Annotated in this window: 13 protein-coding genes; 5 read left to right on the top strand and 8 right to left on the bottom strand. The window is 44.1% G+C overall.

Translation table 11 applies throughout. From position 1 onward, the window contains the following. Positions 1-736: 736 nt before the first annotated feature. From brnQ to RDO37_RS07745, 5 genes are all read right to left on the bottom strand, one after another. Complete coding sequence (brnQ, locus tag RDO37_RS07765) at positions 737-2047, bottom strand: branched-chain amino acid transport system II carrier protein (RefSeq protein WP_308498670.1); 1311 nt, start codon at positions 2045-2047, stop codon at positions 737-739. 967 nt (positions 2048-3014) lie between these two features. Then, entirely contained in the window at positions 3015-3215 is a 201-nt protein-coding gene (locus tag RDO37_RS07760; RefSeq protein WP_308498669.1) for a hypothetical protein, read from the bottom strand. A gap of 180 nt (positions 3216-3395) precedes the next feature. Next, a complete protein-coding gene (locus RDO37_RS07755) occupies positions 3396-5918 on the bottom strand; it encodes a PP2C family protein-serine/threonine phosphatase (protein WP_308498668.1) in 2523 nt (840 codons plus the stop codon). A 1380-nt stretch (positions 5919-7298) separates the two neighbouring features. Continuing rightward, on the bottom strand, positions 7299-8135 hold the full coding sequence (locus tag RDO37_RS07750) for a 4Fe-4S dicluster domain-containing protein (protein ID WP_308498667.1): 837 nt from the start codon (positions 8133-8135) through the stop codon (positions 7299-7301). 1593 nt (positions 8136-9728) lie between these two features. Further along, entirely contained in the window at positions 9729-10553 is an 825-nt protein-coding gene (locus RDO37_RS07745) for a M48 family metallopeptidase (RefSeq protein WP_308498666.1), read from the bottom strand. Positions 10554-11966: 1413 nt separating this feature from the next. On the opposite strand from RDO37_RS07745, the gene RDO37_RS07740 reads away from it, so the two are divergent. From RDO37_RS07740 to RDO37_RS07720, 5 genes are all read left to right on the top strand, one after another. Then, positions 11967-12422 carry a hypothetical protein gene (locus RDO37_RS07740; protein ID WP_308498665.1) on the top strand — a complete coding sequence of 152 codons (456 nt, stop codon included), beginning with the start codon at positions 11967-11969 and terminating at the stop codon, positions 12420-12422. Positions 12423-12670: 248 nt separating this feature from the next. Beyond that, positions 12671-13081 (top strand): DUF4878 domain-containing protein, encoded by a 411-nt coding sequence (locus RDO37_RS07735; RefSeq protein ID WP_273326604.1) that lies wholly within the window; start codon positions 12671-12673, stop codon positions 13079-13081. A 1567-nt stretch (positions 13082-14648) separates the two neighbouring features. Beyond that, complete coding sequence (locus RDO37_RS07730) at positions 14649-15074, top strand: hypothetical protein (RefSeq protein ID WP_308498664.1); 426 nt, start codon at positions 14649-14651, stop codon at positions 15072-15074. 902 nt (positions 15075-15976) lie between these two features. Next, positions 15977-16387, top strand: coding sequence for a DUF4878 domain-containing protein (locus tag RDO37_RS07725; protein ID WP_308498663.1), 411 nt, complete (start codon positions 15977-15979; stop codon positions 16385-16387). A 488-nt stretch (positions 16388-16875) separates the two neighbouring features. Further along, complete coding sequence (locus tag RDO37_RS07720; protein ID WP_027940397.1) at positions 16876-17289, top strand: DUF4878 domain-containing protein; 414 nt, start codon at positions 16876-16878, stop codon at positions 17287-17289. Between the two features lie 593 nt (positions 17290-17882). Here RDO37_RS07720 and RDO37_RS07715 read toward each other — a convergent pair. From RDO37_RS07715 to RDO37_RS07705, 3 genes are all read right to left on the bottom strand, one after another. Continuing rightward, positions 17883-18398 carry a DUF4303 domain-containing protein gene (locus RDO37_RS07715; protein WP_308498662.1) on the bottom strand — a complete coding sequence of 172 codons (516 nt, stop codon included), beginning with the start codon at positions 18396-18398 and terminating at the stop codon, positions 17883-17885. A 345-nt stretch (positions 18399-18743) separates the two neighbouring features. Then, positions 18744-19064 carry a hypothetical protein gene (locus tag RDO37_RS07710; protein ID WP_308498661.1) on the bottom strand — a complete coding sequence of 107 codons (321 nt, stop codon included), beginning with the start codon at positions 19062-19064 and terminating at the stop codon, positions 18744-18746. Between the two features lie 256 nt (positions 19065-19320). Next, complete coding sequence (locus RDO37_RS07705) at positions 19321-19716, bottom strand: DUF4878 domain-containing protein (protein ID WP_308498660.1); 396 nt, start codon at positions 19714-19716, stop codon at positions 19321-19323. Between the last annotated feature and the right edge of the window lie 827 nt (positions 19717-20543).

Raw genomic sequence — 20543 nt, 5'->3', positions numbered from 1 at the left:
TAGTCAGTGAGTTCTGGACATTACCGAGGTAGCGCTGGCCCTGAAGAGCTGAGTAATTTGTATTAACGTATACTGCCATAGCTAGACCCTTTTAGTTAGTTGTTTGCTCTTTGTATGAGAGAACAGGGCTAGCCTGCATGCAAGAGCTTTTTGAATTCTGTTATTGCGATCGGAGTGATCTCGAAACTAAATCTTAGTTCTGATCTTTCTAATCATCGCTTCTGCTTGTGTTAACGATAATTGTAATTTGTTCTTTACATGCAGTTAAGTATCTTGTGTAAACATGTATATCTATGAGTTTTTACTAAAGGCCTTAAATATCTGTTTTGCTGCGTAAAACTGCGTTTGTTGCTCGTTGAGATGGTAACTGAATTGTCTATAAAATTTTACAAAATTTGATAGCGAGTGCTCTATGAAAAACAATCCTTGATACAGTATTCTGAGCCGTGATCCTGTTTTATAAGCAAAACTTTGATTGTTTCTAGGTATAACCTAGGAGTTTGCCTCTATGTTGAATAGATAAACAGATAATTACTCTGATCCTAGCTGCTATGATCTTTTGCGGTTGATGGAATAGGATGCTTAGTCAGGAAAATGTTGTGGGTTGAAGGGATTTAGAAGAGATGGGCGTTGATGAATTGCGAGCTGATGGGCCTGGGAGGTGAGAATAAATAGGCCCGCACGTGGCGGGCCTTTGACGATTCGCAAGGCGAATCTTTATGAGGTTTGTTATGTATTAGGCAGCTTCTGCCTTGGTGCTCTTAGCGCGGTCAACAAAGTACATGATCACGCAGAGTACGATGCAAGGTACTAACCATGACAGGTCATTGTCATACATTGGTAACATAGCCTTGACTGAGTCTGGCAGAATGTTGAAACCAGCTGCCTCGATACCATCGTTGAGACCGAATACTAAAGCTAAAGCAGCAACTGGAGCAATAACTAAGCGCTGGTTCTTGAAGTAATCGCGGATGAAAGAGGTCATCACGAGTACGATGAACATTGGGTATACGGAAATCAGAGCTGGTACGGAGATGTTAATTAAGGTGGTTAAACCGAAGTTAGCAATACCGCAGGAAACAACAGCAAAGATAATAGCGTAAGTACGGTACTTGATTGGCCATACGTTCTCGAAGTATGAAGAACAGGCGCAGATAAGACCGATAGCGGTAACCATACATGCTGCAATAATTAAGATTGCAAGGAAGATGTTACCAAAGGTGCCGTAGGCGTAGTTGACGTAGCCGCTTAATACCTCAGCGCCGTTAGTAGCCTTTGGAGCTAAAGCGAAGGACTCGTTACCAAGCTTGAACAGACATACGTAGATGAATGCCAGGCCAAGACCAGCGATACAGCCAGAGATAATAGCGTACTTAGTTACAGGGCGAACCTCAGTTACACCGTGGGAGCGAATAGCATTAACGATAATGATGGAGAATGCTAAAGAAGCTAAGGTATCTAAGGTTAAGTAGCCGTTAACGAAGCCTAAGGTAAATGCACCAGTTACGAAGTCAGCCTGTGGATCAACTGGCTCAGATGGAGCTAACACAAATGCAGTTACGCAGAGGATTAACAGTGCAGCGATCTTAATTGGGGATAAGATCTTGCCTACAGTGTCAAGAATCTTAGCTGGGTAAAGAGCAAAGATCAGAGCAATGATAAAGTAGAACACTGAGTAGCCTGGGAGCAGGTTGGTGTCTTCGCTAACGAAAGGCTTAATAGCCAGTTCGTAGGCCACAGTTGCGGTACGTGGGATCGCAAAGAGAGGGCCAATGGATAAGAAGCACACTGCAACAGCTAAGAAGCCAGCTTTTGCACCGATTGGTTCACACAGTTTCTCCATGGAGCCGCCTAAACGAGCCATAGCCACAGCAGCGATAACAGGGAGACCCACACCAGTGATTAAGAAGCCAATAGCAGCAGGGAATACATTAGTTCCGGCCTGTAATCCCAAGATCGGTGGGAAAATAATGTTGCCAGCACCAACATATAATGCAAAGTTGGTCATGCCGAGCAAGATAATTTCCTTGATTGTAAGTTTTGACATAGAAAAGCCTTTAAATAGTTCGTCTCGACTTCAAGACTGAGCCGCCGGTAAGCGGCATATTAAGTCGCATCCGTTTAGAGTCAGTGACAGTACTAGGCAGTTAGCAAAGCTTAGATGTACTTAACATCATGCGCATCAATTGGTGTAGATGCTATTGCTTGGACTTGTTTACGGTTAAAAGTTGAGTTACATGGACACATACAGGTAAGTGTGGCCACATAATCTAGATCTGATGCAAACGCCGGTAAGCATGCATAAGATAGCGCTAGAGCGCCTAATAACCGTGCTGCGCGTAGTACAACGACAGCCGATTTCTATCGTTTGAACTTCAAGAGTTCATAAAAGAGAGCACCGATAAAAAAGCAGGGATTGTAACCCTGCGTCTGTGCATCTCCTGACCTACCCTGACAGGTGACTTGCTTGCACTAGAATGTGTTGCTAAACAAAGTCTTATGTCGAGTGATGATTATCGTCGGGATTAATTATGCCATAAACTAGAAAAATGGCATCTTTAAGGCAATTTAACCGTCAAAGGTACTGATCTCGAGTTTTATCTAGATACATAGATTAAATGGCCATTCTATGGGATTTTTGACGCTTTTTAACTGTGATCTTGAACTCAGCAAATTCTCATAAATTGCACAAAATTGATGCAATGCCCAACTAAAGACAACGATTGATCACTTTTGGTACGCACTTTTTGCACTGATTAGGCACCATACAGGCCAGGGCTAATTCTGCAAAATTTACAATGCCAATCGTATAAATCCCTCAAATATGGCCTTGATGCAAATTTACCCAAAACAAAGGCACTTTTGTTTACCCTCAACTTTAGTGCAATACAAAAGTACAGCCTTCCTTTCACTAAAAACGCATACACAAGCGCAATTCTTAAGCAGACCTCGCATCTTTGTATCTTCAAGCGCGGTTGTCGGTATATCCAGGTATCAGCCTTCATGATCACGATTTAGCGAACGTCTGAGTATCTGCTAATGACTAGTCCTATGCCTGTGCGTCTACATGGCTGCAGTAAAACACCAGTCTTCTTATCAATTGTAGAACCTTGAGTTTGAATGCATGAGCCAAGAGGTGTAGCGCCTTGTGCTTGAGTGCATGAGCCAAGAGGGCGTTTGGTCTTGTTGGTGGAATTTGAGGTTGAACTGTTCACATGCGAGCTGCAGTTTAATGGCAGTTATTGTTGATCTGGCTAGGAGTGGTGCGCTGGCAATGGTGATCGCTAGGCGGTGTGGCTGTAGATAGCACAAGGGCACGGTCGATTAGCGAACGTGCCCTTGAGATGAAGCTTGTTAATTGAGCTTTTGGCTAGCTATCAGCTTTAGCTGTGGCTTTAGAAGCGGATGCGCAGCTGCTTGAAGCTGATTAAGGAGACGTCCTCACGGAATGGGCGCTTGCCCTTATGCTGCTTGATGTCATTGAGGATGCGGATGATAAGTTCATCAGCACGTAGACCTGCGCTGTTATCGCAGTGGTCAAGCAGACGCTCCATACCAAAGAGCTCGTCATTGCTATTGCGGACGTTAACGATGCCTTGTGAGTAGAGCAGTACCATATCATTGTTAGCAAGGTAGCACTTGCTCAGCTCAAAGGTCTCACCCTGATTACGGCCTAAGCGCTTATCATTTGGCTCGCACATGAAGTGAGGGCCATTATCGTCAATCACGATTGGGCTAGTATGGCCAGCGTTGCAGGCAATCACATTACCTGTCATCTCAGAGATGATGCTGATAAATAAGCCCACTGAGGCAACATTGCGCTCTTCACACAGACGGTCATTGATGTAGCTCATCATATTAGGCGGATCAAGTGACAGTCTTAAGGCCTCATCCACTAAAGTCTTAATTACAGTAGCGGTATAGGCAGCCTTAATACCAATAGAGCAGCAATCGCCAATGATGAAAGCAAGATTGTTCTCATCAATACGACGAATCAGATAGAAGTTACCAGAAAGCTCTCGGGCTGGTACGGTGAAAGCTGCAAAATCAACAAAGTTAGAAGAAGGCATAGCATCTTCTGAAGGCAGGGTATTGAGCAGCATCTTACGTGCGGCAATGAACTGACCTTCTTTACGGAAGATAGGAATGCGGTTCTTAAACTCAGTCTTAAGCTCGCTAATTTGCTGAGATGACTTAAGCTCAGCGCTTAGAGCAATATGAATAGTGCCTAAGAGAGCCTCGCCAGTAATCGAGTCAGCCTCAACACCACTATTCTTTAAGAGATCTTCTAAGATGTAGTTCTCGATGAAGTTAATAGCCTCTTCGCTGAGTTTCTCAGTAGGCATTAAGCTTATATCGTTGTTTTCATCGATATGCTCTGCACCTTCATCATCGTTATCGGCCTTAACCTGATCTGACTCAGTTTCAGCCTTAGCAGCATCAATATGCTCTTTAGCGTCTTTCTCAAGCTTAGTATCAACAGCCTTAGCAATACCCTCAACACTCTCAAGAGCCTGTTGCTTGTCCTCTTGAGCGCTGTTGTTGCTATTAGCAGTAGCAGCAGTAGTGTCGGCTGTAGAGCCCTCTTTTGCAGCAGTAGCGTTCTCATTGGCTGCCACATTCTTATTCGCAGCGCTGTCTGTTGCATTTGCACTTGCACTTGCATTGGCATCTGCTGCGTCGGAAGTAGCACTTGCAGCGCTTGCTTCGGTTTTGGCACCCTCTGCTAAAGTATCAGCAGTAGAGGCTGCAGCATTTTGCTTAGCCTTGTGCTCTAAATAAGCCTGATGAGCCTCGTTAACCTTCACTAAGAAAGTGTCATATGGCATGTTAGTTAAACGATTAACTAAGGATGCCACATGCTTAAACTCACGCTTGTCATCGCGATATGCACGTAAGATCTCGCGAGTGATCAGTCCCATGAAGACTAAGCACAAGATAACCAGTGCAATGCGGGCAATTAAGAGTAGAGAGTCGCTTTCATAATAAGTTGTGAAAGGACGCTTTAAGATAATGTAAGAGTTGATACTACGTAAGTAAGAGACGCCTAAGATTGAGGCATTATCTGAGCTTGAGAGCTTAGTTGGATCGCTTACCTTATTGCCCTCACTATCAACAATACGTACGCCTACCATGGAGCGTAGGTTATTGAGGTGAGAGTCTAATTTAAGATCAAATTGATTGGTCTTAAAGACAGTCTGACCACGACGTACGATCATGACAGCATCGTCCTTTAAGATGTCCTGCATCATAGGATCGATATCAGAGAAGATCTTCTTAACGTCGAGGTTAGTGTTCTCAAGCACGCTTAAATAGCTTGAGAAGACGTAGTAATTCTTGTTCGCGCCTTGATCAAAGATTTTTAGACACAGGTAAGTATCACTACCTGAGTACATGATGCTAAAGCTTTGAGTTAAGGCTGAAGGCTGCTTAATGAGATCTTCTAAAGTGGCGCCATCTTGAGTATGGGCCTTTAATAAGCGGCTCTTTAGCTTCTCATCTTTTATACCAAAAACTTCAAGCTCCTTGCTCTTAAGATCGTAGCAAGCATAAGGAATCTTGTAATAGTTTAAGGCGTCTAAAGCGTACTTTAAGTACTCGCCATTAGAGTAGCTTGATGGGGCGCGGATATTTCTCTCAAAGAAAGATAAGAGAGGGTCTTTAAGATAGACCTCACGGTTGAGAGAAAGCACATTAGATAGCGACATATTGACGAGCTGATAGTAATCATTGTCAATACGGTGCACGTAATGAATGAGATCGGAGTTGGCGCTAGAAATCGCAGACTGCACCTTATTCTTGTAGGTGTCGTCAATGCTTTGCTGTGCGGAGCTTAATGTAAATAAAGAGCCCGCAGCACAGAGGGTAAAACCAATCGCATTTAACGTAATGACTTTAGAGCAAGCTTGCAGCTTCACAAGAATTTCCTTTTCTCAGGGCTTTGCGCCTTCGCATAAGCATCGTGATGAAAGATCATACTCTGATGCAAAGGCTACCACTAAGCCACAATGCTCAGTAGAAAACCGTCAAAACCTAGCGAAAACCTAAACCAACCCTGCTATTTTCACAGCAGCAAAACGATCTTAAGACAACAACAGCATAAAAAGTAACAGCGCATAGGCTTTGGCATCGAGTGCCAAAGTCTTAGTGCCTTAAATGTGCATGTACCTAACTTAGTGAACAAACACCTCGTATGTACTAAGCTAAAGCCTAAAGACTTGCTTTAAGCACCAAAGCTTTATGCACAAAATCAAACAAGCAAAGCCACGATCTTAATCTTAACTTTAACGCCACATCAGACTGTTAATATGCTCTAGAACCTAAGCAAGAGCTTAAAGCATCATCATAAAAAGATGAGCCTAAAAGCGCTCGCTTTTAACTAGTAGCACCACAAGATCATAGATGCGGCAACATAATATGAGAGTAAAAGCTTCAATCTATCTTGCGATCTTAAAGCGCAAGCTAAAGATGTGTGCAACTCTCATAGCATAAAGAAACTGTTGTTGAAGAACCTGTATAAGAGACTCAAGATCTTAGAGCAGGCTCTCTTAAGAGCGTGTTAGAGGAGATCCTTATCTCCTTAACTCTTGCATGCATAATATGCTGGGTCACATCGAAAAAATTATAGCACGAAGAGTACATAAAGGCGCACTGTAGCAAGCATTGCGGCTATTGTCTTGACACTTGTAGAGTATAAAAAATGATCGTCATCACAGGCAGCTAGTACACAATGATCTAGCCAAAATAAAGCCACGAAGAGATCAAAACAGGCACAGGAGCATGCCTAAAGTTCGCTTAAATACGGGCTTGTCTAAGAGATTACAGGTGACAAGTTTTTTGTAAAGATGCGAACCTTATCACGCAAGATCAAGCTCCACAAATAGTGCAATTGATGGCTTACAACCATCATAGATAAATTCCTAATTGCGATTATTATTCACCATCTAACCAACAAATCTAATTACACCACAAAAGTCATCTTAAGCTTTCAAGCTTTTCACTCGCCATAGCTGCAGCGGCTAGTACTTACTAGCGCCGCTAGTAATAATGGGATCATTAGTAGTCCCATTAAGAACGAGCTATGCCCAATTTTGCAAAAACAAGGAAAGCAGCCTGCTAAGTCTCTTGCAAGAGCTGATCTTGAGATGATGCGGTCAGCTAAGAAAGCTGACCCATAAGATAATAGAGTGTGGCGTGTATTAACTCTAAAAGTGAGCTTAGTGATATGGCCTTTAGCAGATCAAGTAAAATATGCCTCAGGCCATTAAACAGCTTAAGAAGCTTGCCACTTGAGTAGTTTAGGCACTTGGCCACTTAAGGAGGTTATGCTTGCGGGCGCGGTTGAGCTCTTTGATGTTGACCATTTGTTTGATGATCTCGAGATTATCTTCACAAAGAAAGCCACGAATACCTACACGGCATGTAGCGATGCAGGCACGACAGCCCATGCACTTATGCTCCATGCCAGGAATAATATCATGGGTATAGCGATCGATAATGCCAGCTGGGCATACCTCAGCACAGCGACCACACTCATTGCAGGTGGAAATATCTAAAAGTTTTGGGGTAGCCTTAATCTTGGATCTTTCACGATAAGGCGTGGTGGTATCGACATTAAAGCTAGGTAGAGGGCTATGCTTGGCATCGGCTTCACAAACTTTTTCGATAATGCTGCGGGCCATGGTGCTGAGCTGTTCTTTGTCGCGCTTATCTGGTCGGTGTGAGGCTAAGGTACGATCCTGAGAGTGCTCAGCAATGGCTTCTAATGATGCAATCACCTCAAAGCCATGCTCTTTGAGCATAGTAATAGTCTCGCGCTCAGCATCCTCTATAGCACGGTTACCGTAAACTGAGCACACCACAGCCTTCGCACCATTGCCTTTAAGCTCAGGCCATTGTTCTAAACAAGAAGGCATACGACCAAAATAGACTGGATAGCATAAAACTAAGAGGTCGTTAGGCGTAAACTCAGGAACACGCTGCTCTCTTTGCATGGGTGAGAGGTAATTGTATGTGATGACTTGGTAGCGATACTTTGGGCTCAGGTCTAAAAGACCGTCCTCTAATGCCATGGCAACTTTCTTGGTGCCACCAGTTGGGGAAAAGTGAGCAACAACAACGCGATTAACTGACATGAAAACAGATCCTATGTCCAAAGAAGCAAGCACACAGTGCGCACAGCGGAACCTGACGCATATTTAACAAAAATATAGTTCGATTACCATTCTATACTATAAATCATAGCATTGCGCTACAGATAGACATACCTTGACTCCTTAAGTCCGCCACGCGCTCAAGAACCCCATAAAAACAGCATTTGATCCCATCAAAACCCACCATTAAATGGCCAGACGATCCTATCTACACAAAAAAATCTGCATACCATCACCAATGAGTCGTCTCACTCAGCCTTTCTTACCATGATCCGCTGCTCGGGCCGATCGCTATGGCCGATCGCACCTTCACCTTCACTTCCACGTTAATCTTGCTATGCCTCTTATCTCTGTAGCCCTCGGTCTTTATCTGGGACTATGGCTCACCACCTTAATTAAAGGTAGCTCCAATAAAATAGCCTGCATTTTGTGGTCGCTACATCTATAGCCAAGTCCACAAGCATTACCCACATCAACAGAGCCGCAAAGCCAAGTCCACAAAACAACCGCCCATGCCGCAACTCAAGCTTCAGGCTCAAACACAGCTGCAGTGTACACTGCCACTAAAACCTGTGCGTAAGATCTTCTACCATCATCTACTAGGCTTAAGCAGACGGCCTCATCAAGACTAACGACTTTTGGAGAGAGTCACCATGCTCAAAAATAATCATTGAGAGTCATTGAGCGTCAATAAGACTCATTGAGAATTATTGAGACTCAATGGGTATCACCCCTTTCTAAAAGGCTATTAGCTGCAGTAGCTACAAGCGTTTCAAAAAAGCGTTATTAGCTCAAATTAGCCCAACTTAGCTAAACGACCATCGTCGTAAGCTGCTTCGTAAGTATCTATCAAGCTGATGAGGTAGATCATGAGCCTGTACAGGGCTTATTGAGATGATCTTTGGCAAAAGAATGTCCCATTTTAGCGTTGACCAATGGATTGAAGCGATGTCAGGTCATCTTGCACTTAGTACGGCTAGATGGGCTTAGATTTAGCTCTTGGTGAGATCACAAGACACTATGAACACAACAACATCCGTAGCTAAAGGTGCAGTACAAAAGACAGTACACTCCCGTGTACAGTTGCTTTATAGCTGCCTGGAACTGTTAGCTTCAAAAAATGGAGATCTTGTGCCTAAGTGCAGTAATTAACAGTATGTGAGAACTGCTTAAAGAGTGCTGCTAGTGAAGTTTGCCTGGTGCTAATGCATAAAGGTTAGGTTCAGCTCTGAGTGAGCCGGGAAGCTAGGATGTTTGCGCTGCTGAACAGTTATCCTTGCGAAGCTGGTTGTGGCGTCTTGGTCTTTTGACAGATAACTAACTAACTAACTAAGAGTAGTGCCGAGTTGTGCGGCTTTACTGTGCGGAATGCCTGGTGCAGCCTGAAGTCAGGGCTTATTGAGGTAGCTTGGTGGTAAAAGGCTAGCTTGATTGGATGGGAGTGCAGAAAGAGACTTAGTGCTTTTTTGATTGCTTGTGGAAAGGGCTTAGCAAGGGTGGATTTATTATATTGCGGCTAGCCTAGCTCTTGATAGAGCTAGGCTAGCCTTAATATAGCGGAGGCTATAGCATTAATTACTTCTTAGCGTCGGTCTTAGAGCCCTTAAGCTCAGCAGCAACACGAGTTAAGTTCTCGATACGATCTTCACCTGATGGGTGAGTAGAGAGAAGGTTGGTAAGACCATTGGAGCTGCCAGATAAGGCGATCATCTTCTCCCAGAGCTTAGGAGCAGCATCGATATTGTAGCCAGCACGGTACATGAGCTCTAAACCAAGCTCATCAGCCTCAGTCTCGTGAGAGCGGGAGAATGGTAAGCTCAGACCAACTTGAGAGACGATATCGGCAAGCTGTAACTTCTGAGTTTCAACGCCTAAGAATGAAGCAACTGACATGGCAGTCTGCTTTGCGTACTCAGCTGACATCTGCTCACGGGAGTGCTCGCGCAGAGCGTGGGCAATTTCGTGGCTTAATACTGTAGCAAGCTCATCATCGGTAAGCTTGAGAGTATCGATAATGCCAGTGTAAACACCGATCTTACCGCCAGCAGCACACCAGGCATTAACCTCATCAGAGGTAAAGACGTTAACTTCCCACTTCCAGTCCTTGCAGTCAGCACGGAAGGTTGGAGCAATCTTAATCATCTTGTCAGCAATCTTGCGTACACGATTGTAAGTCTGCTTGTTGGTATTGAGAGTCTTAGTGCGCTTAGCCTCAGCTAAAACATTCTGATAGTACTTGTCTGCCTCTGCCATCACCTCTTGCTCAGATACGAGCATGATTTGGGTACGGTCAGTAGTGACAGAGTTAGAGGTAGTGCTATTGCAGCCGCTCAGTGCAGGGGCTGATACAGCTAAGGTTAAGGCCATTGCCAGTGCACTTAATACAGACTTCTTTGCCATTCTAATCGTCCTTGAAATAATAAACTGCTCAATATACCTAGGCTGCAGCCGCTTAAATATCGAATAACACTACCAGCCTCAGGCACGAATAACTGTTTAGCTTTAAGAGCAAAAAGCAACGTCACCCTGACGTGCCCTTAAAAGCTTTGTGACATTCTAAGTGATAAGACATAGTAAAAAGTTATTTTGCTGCCATTTTGTGAGCAATGCTTCATCATTGCTCTCAAATGTTGCAAGCTTGAATGTCAACAAGCCATTTTCTGTCAACCGCCACCCCAAGCCTAGTTACAACAATTAGCATAAATACGCCAAATCCACACAAAACCACCATATAAGCTAGAGGCCCAATGCCAATGCAAATGCCAAAACGAAGCTCCATGAAAGGCATGTACAGCTGCGCTATATGCCGCAGCTGCACTACAAGAACTAGCTTCACTACATTGCATGACTAAAAAAGACATACCCCGTCCCATGCCATGCTCACGATCCAATGCATGGAGCAAGAAGCCATCTTCAAAATCGGCCTCATCTCGTCACGCATGCAAAACAGCAGTTGACAGCAGCAAAGGATCAGCAGCGAGGTTAACTGGTAAAGGAGTAGTTGCAAAGGCTAGTGGTAAAGGAGCAGCGACCAAGGAGCGGTTGCAAAGGTCAGTCGCTAAGGATGTTTAGCGGCGCAGCAGCGCTGTGCTTTATAAATGAGCATGGCATCGTTAAGTGAAGGCACAGCCAAGGCAGAAATAACTGCAGGGTCTTGATTACATGCCATGAGCATGCCCAAGCCTGATGCTAGTGCCTATCTAAGACCTAGCATCTATAAAAAGCGCTTGCTCATCTCCAACAAAAACCATATACACATCATGAAACGCATAAATAAGAGACTTTATGGCCTGTAGGCGTGCTAAGCTTTTAGGCAAGATCACCTTACTTAAGCATGATCTATGGTTGCTATGAGGCATCTGTTAATTGCACTCGTGCTTTTACACAGGCAGTGCGAGGTGCTGTTTAATGCGCTGTAGTTCTGCCTGCTTAAAAGCTAGCCTCTTAGCATGGCTCTCTTTATGTACTAGCTAGTTCACGCATACAGCATCAGCTAAGGCGTAGCCTTATCAAAGTAGGGCATTTAAGTGCTTAAAAAGGCTGAATTAGCCGTCTCATGCTTGATGGAGAGCTGGCTATGTCGTTGTGGCGATCATTACTTGTCTCGTGATGATCTTAGCTTAAGCTCTTACGAGCGGAGCGCATCTAAGAGCAATGAACAGCATGGTGGTAGCGCAAGGACATGCAATGATGCTGTTTGGTGTAACAGCTAGGCGGTGCTGTGCAATGCGCGGTATGGAGTGCTACCGGTATGGTGCGGTGCGGCTGCGCAGCAGAGCGCTTGGTATGCTGTAAGCAATATGAGGATTTAGTATGAGATTGTTGGTTATGGTGCTTGCGCTGAGTGGCTTAATTATGGTGGGCTGCTCAGGGCCTAAGCAAAAGCCTGAGGATGTAGCGCTTGCCTTCAATGAAGCGGTGTTTGCCGGTGATGCCCAAAAAATCATGAGCATCATGTATACCGATGAGGACTATGTTGCAATCCATGGTAAGAAGAAGGCAAACAGCACTAATGATGCAAATAGTGCTGAGAATGAGTCAGGGGCCTTGTCAGAGGGCAAGCATACTATCGCACTCAAGCCAGTGGCAGTGCATGCTGCATTGCATGATGGCTATAAGTCGGCAAAAGTCTTAGCTGTGGAAGGGGATTGTTATAGTCACAAAGATGAGTGCAGCGTTAAGCTTGAAATAAGCTTTGTTAATGGCACCGTGCACGAAAACGACATTAACCTTATTAATGTAAATGGCAATCTCAAGGTTAAAATGTAGTGCGCTTAGAAAGGATAGTGCGGCGGCATCTTTAGAAAGTGCATTGCAGCACAAGAGGCAATGGACATTCTGTGAATTTGCCTCAAAAAGGCTTACGCTACTAAAAAGTGTCTAAGATCTTTATTGTCGTATATAATCTTGACGACGCAAGGTCAGTGCAATCTATTGAGCCCTTGTGTTAGTTAAGTTAAAGTCAGTTTTGATTACTGCTCTTTAGCAGTATCTCTTATGTGTGTATAGGAATAGTAATGCGCAAGTTCAAGGGCCTCGTTAGTGCCGTAGTATTGGGTGCTTCTGCTTTAGTAATGACTGCTTGTGGCGGTCCAAAGCCAGAAGATGCAGCTTTAGCCTTCTCAAAGGCAACTTTTGAAAATGATATCGATAAGGTCATGACCTTAGTTGATACCAAGGGTTTAAGCGAGAATGAGTTAAAGCTTGCAAAGGGTAAGCTTACTGTTGCTCTCACTCCTGTTCAGACCAAGGCTAAGATGAGCGATGGTTACAAGGGCACTAAGGCTCTAAGCGTTGATGGCAACTGCGCTAATGACGGCGATGCTTGCTCCGTTAAGGTTGAGCACACCTTTGGCGATGGTTCTACCGATACCGGTGTGGTTTCCTTAGTTAACCGAGAAGGCGTCCTTAAGGTTTCTCTCAAGTAGTACTTATTAGTCACTACTTTCACAAGCGGCCCACTGCATTAGCCTGGTGCTATTTGCATGGGCCGTTTTTTTTATTCTGCCTACCAATATTCACTTCCATGCGCATAGGCACGCCCAAAATCCAAGCCTCCCCTGCCGCATGCTCGATCTTAGAGCTTGATGCAGGCAACTAAGCTAAGCAAAGCTTAGAGCTCGCCATCCGCTAAGCTCAGCCCAACTTTGTCATCCAATCCCATCCATTTTCAAATGTGATTAGCTAAGCTCAGCTCTTACCACCACATGCTATCTAATCTCAACTGAGTGTAGCTAAGCTCAAATAAGCAGTTATCTATCCATTACAGAGCAGGATTATGCTTTTACGCAACATCTGCCTCTAAGCCACAACAGCTGCTAAGCTTCTGATGAAGTGTGAGACACTCTTAAAAGTCAGGGTCGCATCATTTTTCATGGGTCTCAGAGCCAAGCTTCAAAAAAGCCTCATTCTATTTGAAGTGTCACGTATTGGGAGTGTCCAATATGTTGCGGTCACAACTTACCTTGCTGCAGCTGCTTGTTCTTTGATTTAGTTATGCATGCCTCAGTACGCGTTTATATCCGTGATAAAGCAGCTTCAGCCCAAGTTACAAAGTGGGAAGTAGATAAAGATCTTAAGGGGTGGACAGTACTTTTGCGCATAGCTAAGTGCTTCGGAGCATGCCTGCTCCTAGGCTATGCTACATAGCGAGTAAATGTATTTAGATCATTGGTCATGCTGTTAATTGCTCAAAATGAGCATGGCAAGCTGCTGCACTGAGGATAGCGCTGCTTAGCAAGTTTACGCTTATGGCCAAACGATCTTGATTGAGAAAGTTGCAGAAATTTGACCATAGAAAGTACTTTGTCGAGTCTAGTTGATAGCGCTTGTATTAGTGATCTGTGTCATTGTTGTTGGAGCTATAAACGTGATATACATGCTTATAGCTAGGCAATAATTAGCTACTTGCATACTAGTTGCTCAGTTTTAGCTAAGTTTATGAAGCTAAACTAAAATGACTACTAGGCTCATAGCTCATTCAAACCTCGTATAGAACGAGTACTATGTGGTGCTTTTTACTTAAAGCACGTAACAATCATGCTCAAGCTAGCGCTGCTCAAGATATGGCTCAAGCTTATCTAAGTGTTGTCGAGAACTAAGCTTTGCACATGCAGCCATGGAATTAGGCAATTGAGGTATCAGAGCTTTTATCCTACCTCAAGACTGAACTTAGCTATCCTTTAGCCTCAAGGATACATAGCACTTGCATGAGATCATCATTGCTTAAGCTATGTGTAAGTAGCTTACAGCCTGCAGCGTGCAGCTTTGAGGCTTAGATAAGCATGGCATGGCGCTTTTAACTTGTATGAACCTGAATGCATTTAGTGCAGCTTGAGGCGATTAGCACTAGTGGTGTTGTACATACAGTATGTGGCTTTAACTCATGGATTAGTGCAGTTAGATCTTACTGTATTAGTGCTTAAGCGCCTTGTGTTTACGGGCCTAGTTTAAAAAGATATTGCTATCAATCAGAAACACTAGAGAAATTTCATCGTGCAAACAATCAAAATTATGAGCATCGCAGCCCTGATGGCTGCGGCTGCCTTAACCCAAAGCGCTTGTACATCCTCATCTGAGGCTGAAAAAGTGGCAGTACAATTTACCAAAACAGTTTACGAGGGCAAGGTCAGCGATGCTTTGGCCATGATCGACACTCGTGAGCTAAATGATGAGCAAAAGGCTAATCTAAACGACCGTTTAACCATTTTCACTGAAGCCACCTTAAAACATGCCGATTACTTTGGCGGTTATGTATCCTCTGAGAGCGTAGGTAGTGATGGTAAATGCGGCAAAGACGGCCAAGTGTGCAAAGTCTTTGTGCTCAGCGTCTTTGGTGACGGTAAACGCGATAAGACCACTTGCCAGGTAATCAATGTAGGCGGCCAATATATGGTCAAGCTCAACTCCGAGATTGAGTAGCAACTATGATTCCCATGCCAAGGCTTGAGCGCATGCTACACCCTTGGTACTAGTGGCCATGCCTTACACTTTCAGTACTACATCACATGGCCACTGCAGCTTAGCTTGCATCCTAAGCACCTGCACACTCGCCTAAATCTCAAATCCCACCTTAAATCTCAACTCATAAACCTCGCCTAAAATCTACATTGCTACCCAACTCAGCTCAAGCTCTCGTATAAAGGTACTCAAAGCGGTGCTGTGCAGGTAGAGGCCGCGCCTATGGCCGCTAGCGATTTTATGGACTGTAAGTTCCCCATATGCTCGACTCAAGTGCTGCGAGGCTTCTTGGATTGGCTTGCTAGGCATTGCCTGGCTTGGCTTGGTCTGCTTGGTTTTAGTTGAGTTGTTCTGTTCTAGATTCTCTTGCCTATCTTGGCTCTTAGTGGCTTTCCTCACTAAGCTATATGTCGGGCACTGTAGAGCCTAAAGCTCAAGTTGCCTAAATTGCTATGGTTGCTAGTGGCAATCTTGTTACCTGTTAATGAGGTTTACGAATTCTATTTGCTGCTTATGGCTCTGATTGTAAAGTATGTTTGATAGTGTAATTTACCATTGGTTATGCGCGATTAAGGCGAGGCAATGGCTACTTTTGGGGGATTATTGAGCCTTTTTAAGGGGTATAGGTCACTTTAATGCAGGCTTTGGCTAACCTTGGGCCCCTGATGGGCTGTGTAACAAAGTAGTGCACTATGGCTGTATATGGTGCAAATGGGAGGTAAAACTCAGTTTTGGCAATTGTAATGCATCATAATGCCTATTAGCTGTCCTTTGACATGCATGTTTTTGACAATTACTCGGCGCTCAATGTAGATAGATTAGCTCGTTTGTAGTTTATGAGTGCCGCACATGAGGTATTACCTATGCCAAAACTTAAGACTTGGTTAGCTGCAGGTGTTTTAGGCTCTGCTGCATTACTTTTATCCGCTTGCGGTGGTTCTGAAAAGCCTGAGGACGTAGCAGTGCAGTTCTCTAAGTATGTCTATGAGGGCAAGTCAGACAAGATGTTAGAGTTAATCGACACTGGTAAGCTTAGCTCTGACGAGAAGGCTGTACTTGATGGCAAGCTTAAGATCGCTATGGAGAGCGTCAAGGGCGAAGTTGAGAAGAACGGCGGCTGCAAGGAAGTTGTAAGCACTGGCGTTACTGGTGAGTGTAAGGATGAAGGCGGCGTTTGCACCGTTAAGCTCAAGACCACCTTTGGCAATGGCGAGACCGAAGATGGCGAGGTTAAGGTAGTTAACGTAGGCGGCGAGTACAAGGTATCTTTCTAGTAGATAGCCTCTAGTATTTGTTGCGCTTACAAGACACAGCTACAGTAGCTATTATTTAGCGCAATTGATTAAGAGCAAGTGTTATCTTGCTCTTTTTTATGAGCAAGATTTATAGCCTCAAGAAAAGCTATTAGCTCTTTTAGCTCTGCTAAGCCGTGCCTAAATTGCTGCACTCTTTCAATTGCATAAGCGTGGTACTTAGAGTAGCTTTTAGGCGCGAGTAAAAAGGGACTTTTCTTGTCCTCTTCACACATATCGCGCTTGATGATAATCATTCTCAAAGTTGTATGTAGGCGCGAGATCCTGATTTAATCGGATTTTGCGGTGTCTGTATCTAGATTTAAGTGCAAAGCGTCGCGCAACTTTACAGCAAACGCCGTATATATCTTGATCTGAGGAAGTTGCATAGATACAATACGCGACACTCAAACAACATATAAGTGTATTTTAGTTACAGCTTAACAACAAAAATAACATAAGGTCTTATCATGCTCTGCTATAGCATTAAGATTGCTCGCATTTTCCTGTTATTAGCATTATGCGCAATATTAACTGCATGCTCATCTGATCGTTCCTCACCAGAGTCGATTGCTAAAGCATATGTAACAGCAGTATATAGTGGTAATGGTGAAGCAGCTTTAGCCTGCTACAACGTTGCTGCCCATAATCAAAGACAAATTGACTTCTTAGCTGAAAACCTCGTACGTGAGGCCTCAAGCTCCGTCAAGTTAGTTGAAAACTGTGGCGGTTTAAGCGATGTCGAGATTTTAGGCGTGCATCAGTTAGGTCCATCCCCAGACAATTTAAGAGTGCAGATTAAGAGCACTTTTGAAGATGGTACTGAGGTGATCTCCTTTGCCCGTGTTCATCGCTATCAAGATGAGTATTTCATCAGCATGTAGGCACATTAAGTTATAGCTTAAGTACTCTTCGATGCCTAAAGCCATAGCAAAGGCATTTAACCAAAGCGCTGTAACAGCCTAAGGCCTAGTATCCTAATGATAAAGTGTTGGGATCTGGGCCTTTTGTGTTTATGAAATAGGCATTAACAATGTCCATGCCTAGCGTTGACTCTCCTTGCAAAGCATAGGCAAAGCCGTGCACCCCAATCAACTTAGCTCAGATAGCAATCTAGCGCAACTTAGCTCATCCTTGCAGTCGAGCTCAACCATGCAGTCAAGTCCAGCTCAGATCGCAAGCGATCCTCTCAGGTCAGCATTGAAGTTCAATCAAGCTCAGCCTTGAAGCTCAATCCAGCTTTGCCTTGAAGCCCAGCTCAGCACCGAGCTTAACATCACACATGGTGCTGCCATCAGCGTAGTTAACTGCCAGATGCTGTGCTCACGATATGCTGACAACGTGATGAAGCTTAGCTGTAAATTGCTCCATAGTACAAGGAGTCGGCTAGGCATCTTAGTAAGATAAGATAAATCCAAGGATAGTAACTAAAGAGCGTAAACCATCAAACATGCCTTTAGTAATTGCCTTGAATGGCTTAGGTATTTTGTAGCTCTTCTTTGCTGCGTTCTAAAGCTTCTAAAACATCATCTTCATGGTCTATGCAGATAGGCTGAAAAACTTTAGTTTTAGGAATTTGTTGATAGACTGGACTTTTAGTAAAAGCCTTTAGGACTTGATAGTTAAAATCCATCATGCACTCAATTTGACTATCTAGATCATCGCCAAACATCAGCTGTAGCTCTTGCTCAGAAAATACCTCATACGAAGCAACATCTTGGTATTCCCAATCGCCTGTATTAAAGCGCAAGTCTAAAATATCTTCAGGTGTCTGATACATATCAGCATATTTACCCTGAAGATAATGCGCTAAGCTCTTTTGAAACTCATCTTCGGTGTTAAAGCACAGCATCACAGTGCCATATTCACTATTGCAATCTAAGCCTACGCTATAGAAGGTTAGCTCAGGATTTTCTTCTAAAAAGTCTTTTGTATCATCACTAAGCTTGCTAAGTAGCCATTGCAGCTTACGTTGAAGTAGTTCATCTTTCATATTAAGTACCTTAGTTGAATATGATGCTGCAGCTACTTAACCATTAATGAATTAGATAAGTTCCATTACTGATGCAGTATGTGCCTGCAAATGAGTCTTAATGGCGATGCTTTGCCCGCGAGGCTGGCTATACAGCTTAATTGCTGCTGCATTTGCCAAGTTGTGATTATAGAGCTTAAATGCTGCCGTATCGGCCTGATTGGCTATACAGCTTAATTGCTGCGGTATTGGCCTTGGTGTAGCTGCATTGCTTGGCTGCGCTTAATTAAGGGCTATAGCTTTGTTTTGGGCAGCTACTGTAGCAGTATCTTAAGCTTGTCTGTGTTCACAACGAGCAGCTCTTGCTTAGTTTGCTTTGTCCTCTCTGCTTTGAGTCATAGCTGCAGCTGCATCGGTACTTGCCTCATCAGATGCATCAGCACTTGCCTCGCCAGCTGCATTGGCTGTTGCCTCGGTTTTATCGGCTGCGGCCTGCTCATCTGAGGATGCAGCTTGTTCATTAGCAGCTACTACTTGCTCGCTAGTCTCTGCACCTGTTGCAGCGTCTTGAGGTGCTTGTTTGTCGTTTAAGCCAGACATGGCAAGTAAGGCTACAATCATCACGACAAATCCAATGGTGGCAGCCAACTTACGCTGGGCTTCAGTGAGGTTTTTAAAGAAAAACATGGTGCAATCCTTTAGCTGAGTTGCAAATATTTTGATCCACACACTCATACTAAATAAGTATCGATAGTGCGTAGCTAGAAACCGTGTCTCTACATCATACGGCTATGTATAACTGATAAGCAGGGATTATATAGCCTCATATATAGCTATAGCTTAGGACGCAACAAGCAGGCTATATAGCAGCATAGCGTGACTTGCAAACGCCAAGGCAAGGTAGAGGTACTTTGTATGCGCAAGGCTGTAGTAGCGACCTTAATTAGAGAAGCTTGACTAAGTAGCTATCGTCGTGTTTTACCAGAGTGGTTACGCTCTCAAGCTCAGTGCCATCCCCAAAACTCAACTGCATGCTCACAATATGCTCATCACCCTCATTGCTTACTGAGAGAGTTTGGGCACCTTTGTAGCCACCAAGTGTATTAGCGCCTATGCGAGCCTTTTGGGAAATACTTTTGATTTGAGCTACGAGGTCATCTTCATAAGCAGCGGCATCTTTAGGCTTATACATCAGCTTTACTGCATGGTTGACATTGCCAGAGTAGATACAGTCGAGGAAGTTTTTGGCAACCTTATCAGGCTTAGATTGTTCAGAGCAGGCGCTGCTTATTAGAGTTGCGCCAAGCGCAAGTGCAATCAGCGTAAGCTTAGATGCCATGTAAAACTCCTTAACTACATGAGGCAAAAATAAGAATGGTGCAATGTGTAGGCAGGCTCTATACAAGTATGAGCGCAGCTACAACATAGAAAGTAGTGATGTTTGTTTGGATCGCTGTTAATCATAACCTAAAAGCACCACTTTGCTAAGAGCTCATACCACTTGCCAAGTACTAAATAAGGCCATACTCGTGCTGTCTTATTAGGCACGCCGACTAAACAGCACTCATCTTGCCAACTGCACAAAAGGCAAGGCAGCCTCAACCTCAAAGCCACACAACAGCTATAAATAGAGGCTCAAGCGCTGATGCTTCCAAGCAACAGAGGCGGACATCACTCATCTAGACAGCTACAGACTCAAGGCAGCTGAGTATGAGGACGATGATGAAGCAAAGGCTCAGTCTCTCAAATAGGCTAAGCGGGCTTGATACTGCAGCAAGGGTTGAGATAAGTTGGTGCCTAGCCAGAGCTTAGGTAGTGTCCAGTCTTTTGTGGAGCCGCTTTCAATTGCTTATAGCCACTACGAGCGCGACTATGCACGCTGTCATAGCCATCTTGTCTTAGCTATGCATGGACAGAAAACTTAGGCTTGTAATTAAGCAACGTAGCTTGCAATGCAAGGTGCTGATTTATGGTGATACGCTCAGTCGCGTTGTTAAGGATGGTGCTACGGCCACAAGGCTACAGTTATTGTCTCTTGAGCAATGCAAGAGGTAGCATGGCAGCGCAGTTTGAGGTGTAAGAGCAATTAACAATATCTTGCTTGCTTGTCTGCCAGTCTGAATGGCATGGATTTGTATATTGGCTTAAGGCAACAAAAAGCCCCGC

This window comes from uncultured Anaerobiospirillum sp., assembly GCF_902485895.1.
GTDB lineage: Bacteria > Pseudomonadota > Gammaproteobacteria > Enterobacterales > Succinivibrionaceae > Anaerobiospirillum > Anaerobiospirillum succiniciproducens.
This window is presented reverse-complemented; position numbering and strand designations above follow the sequence as displayed.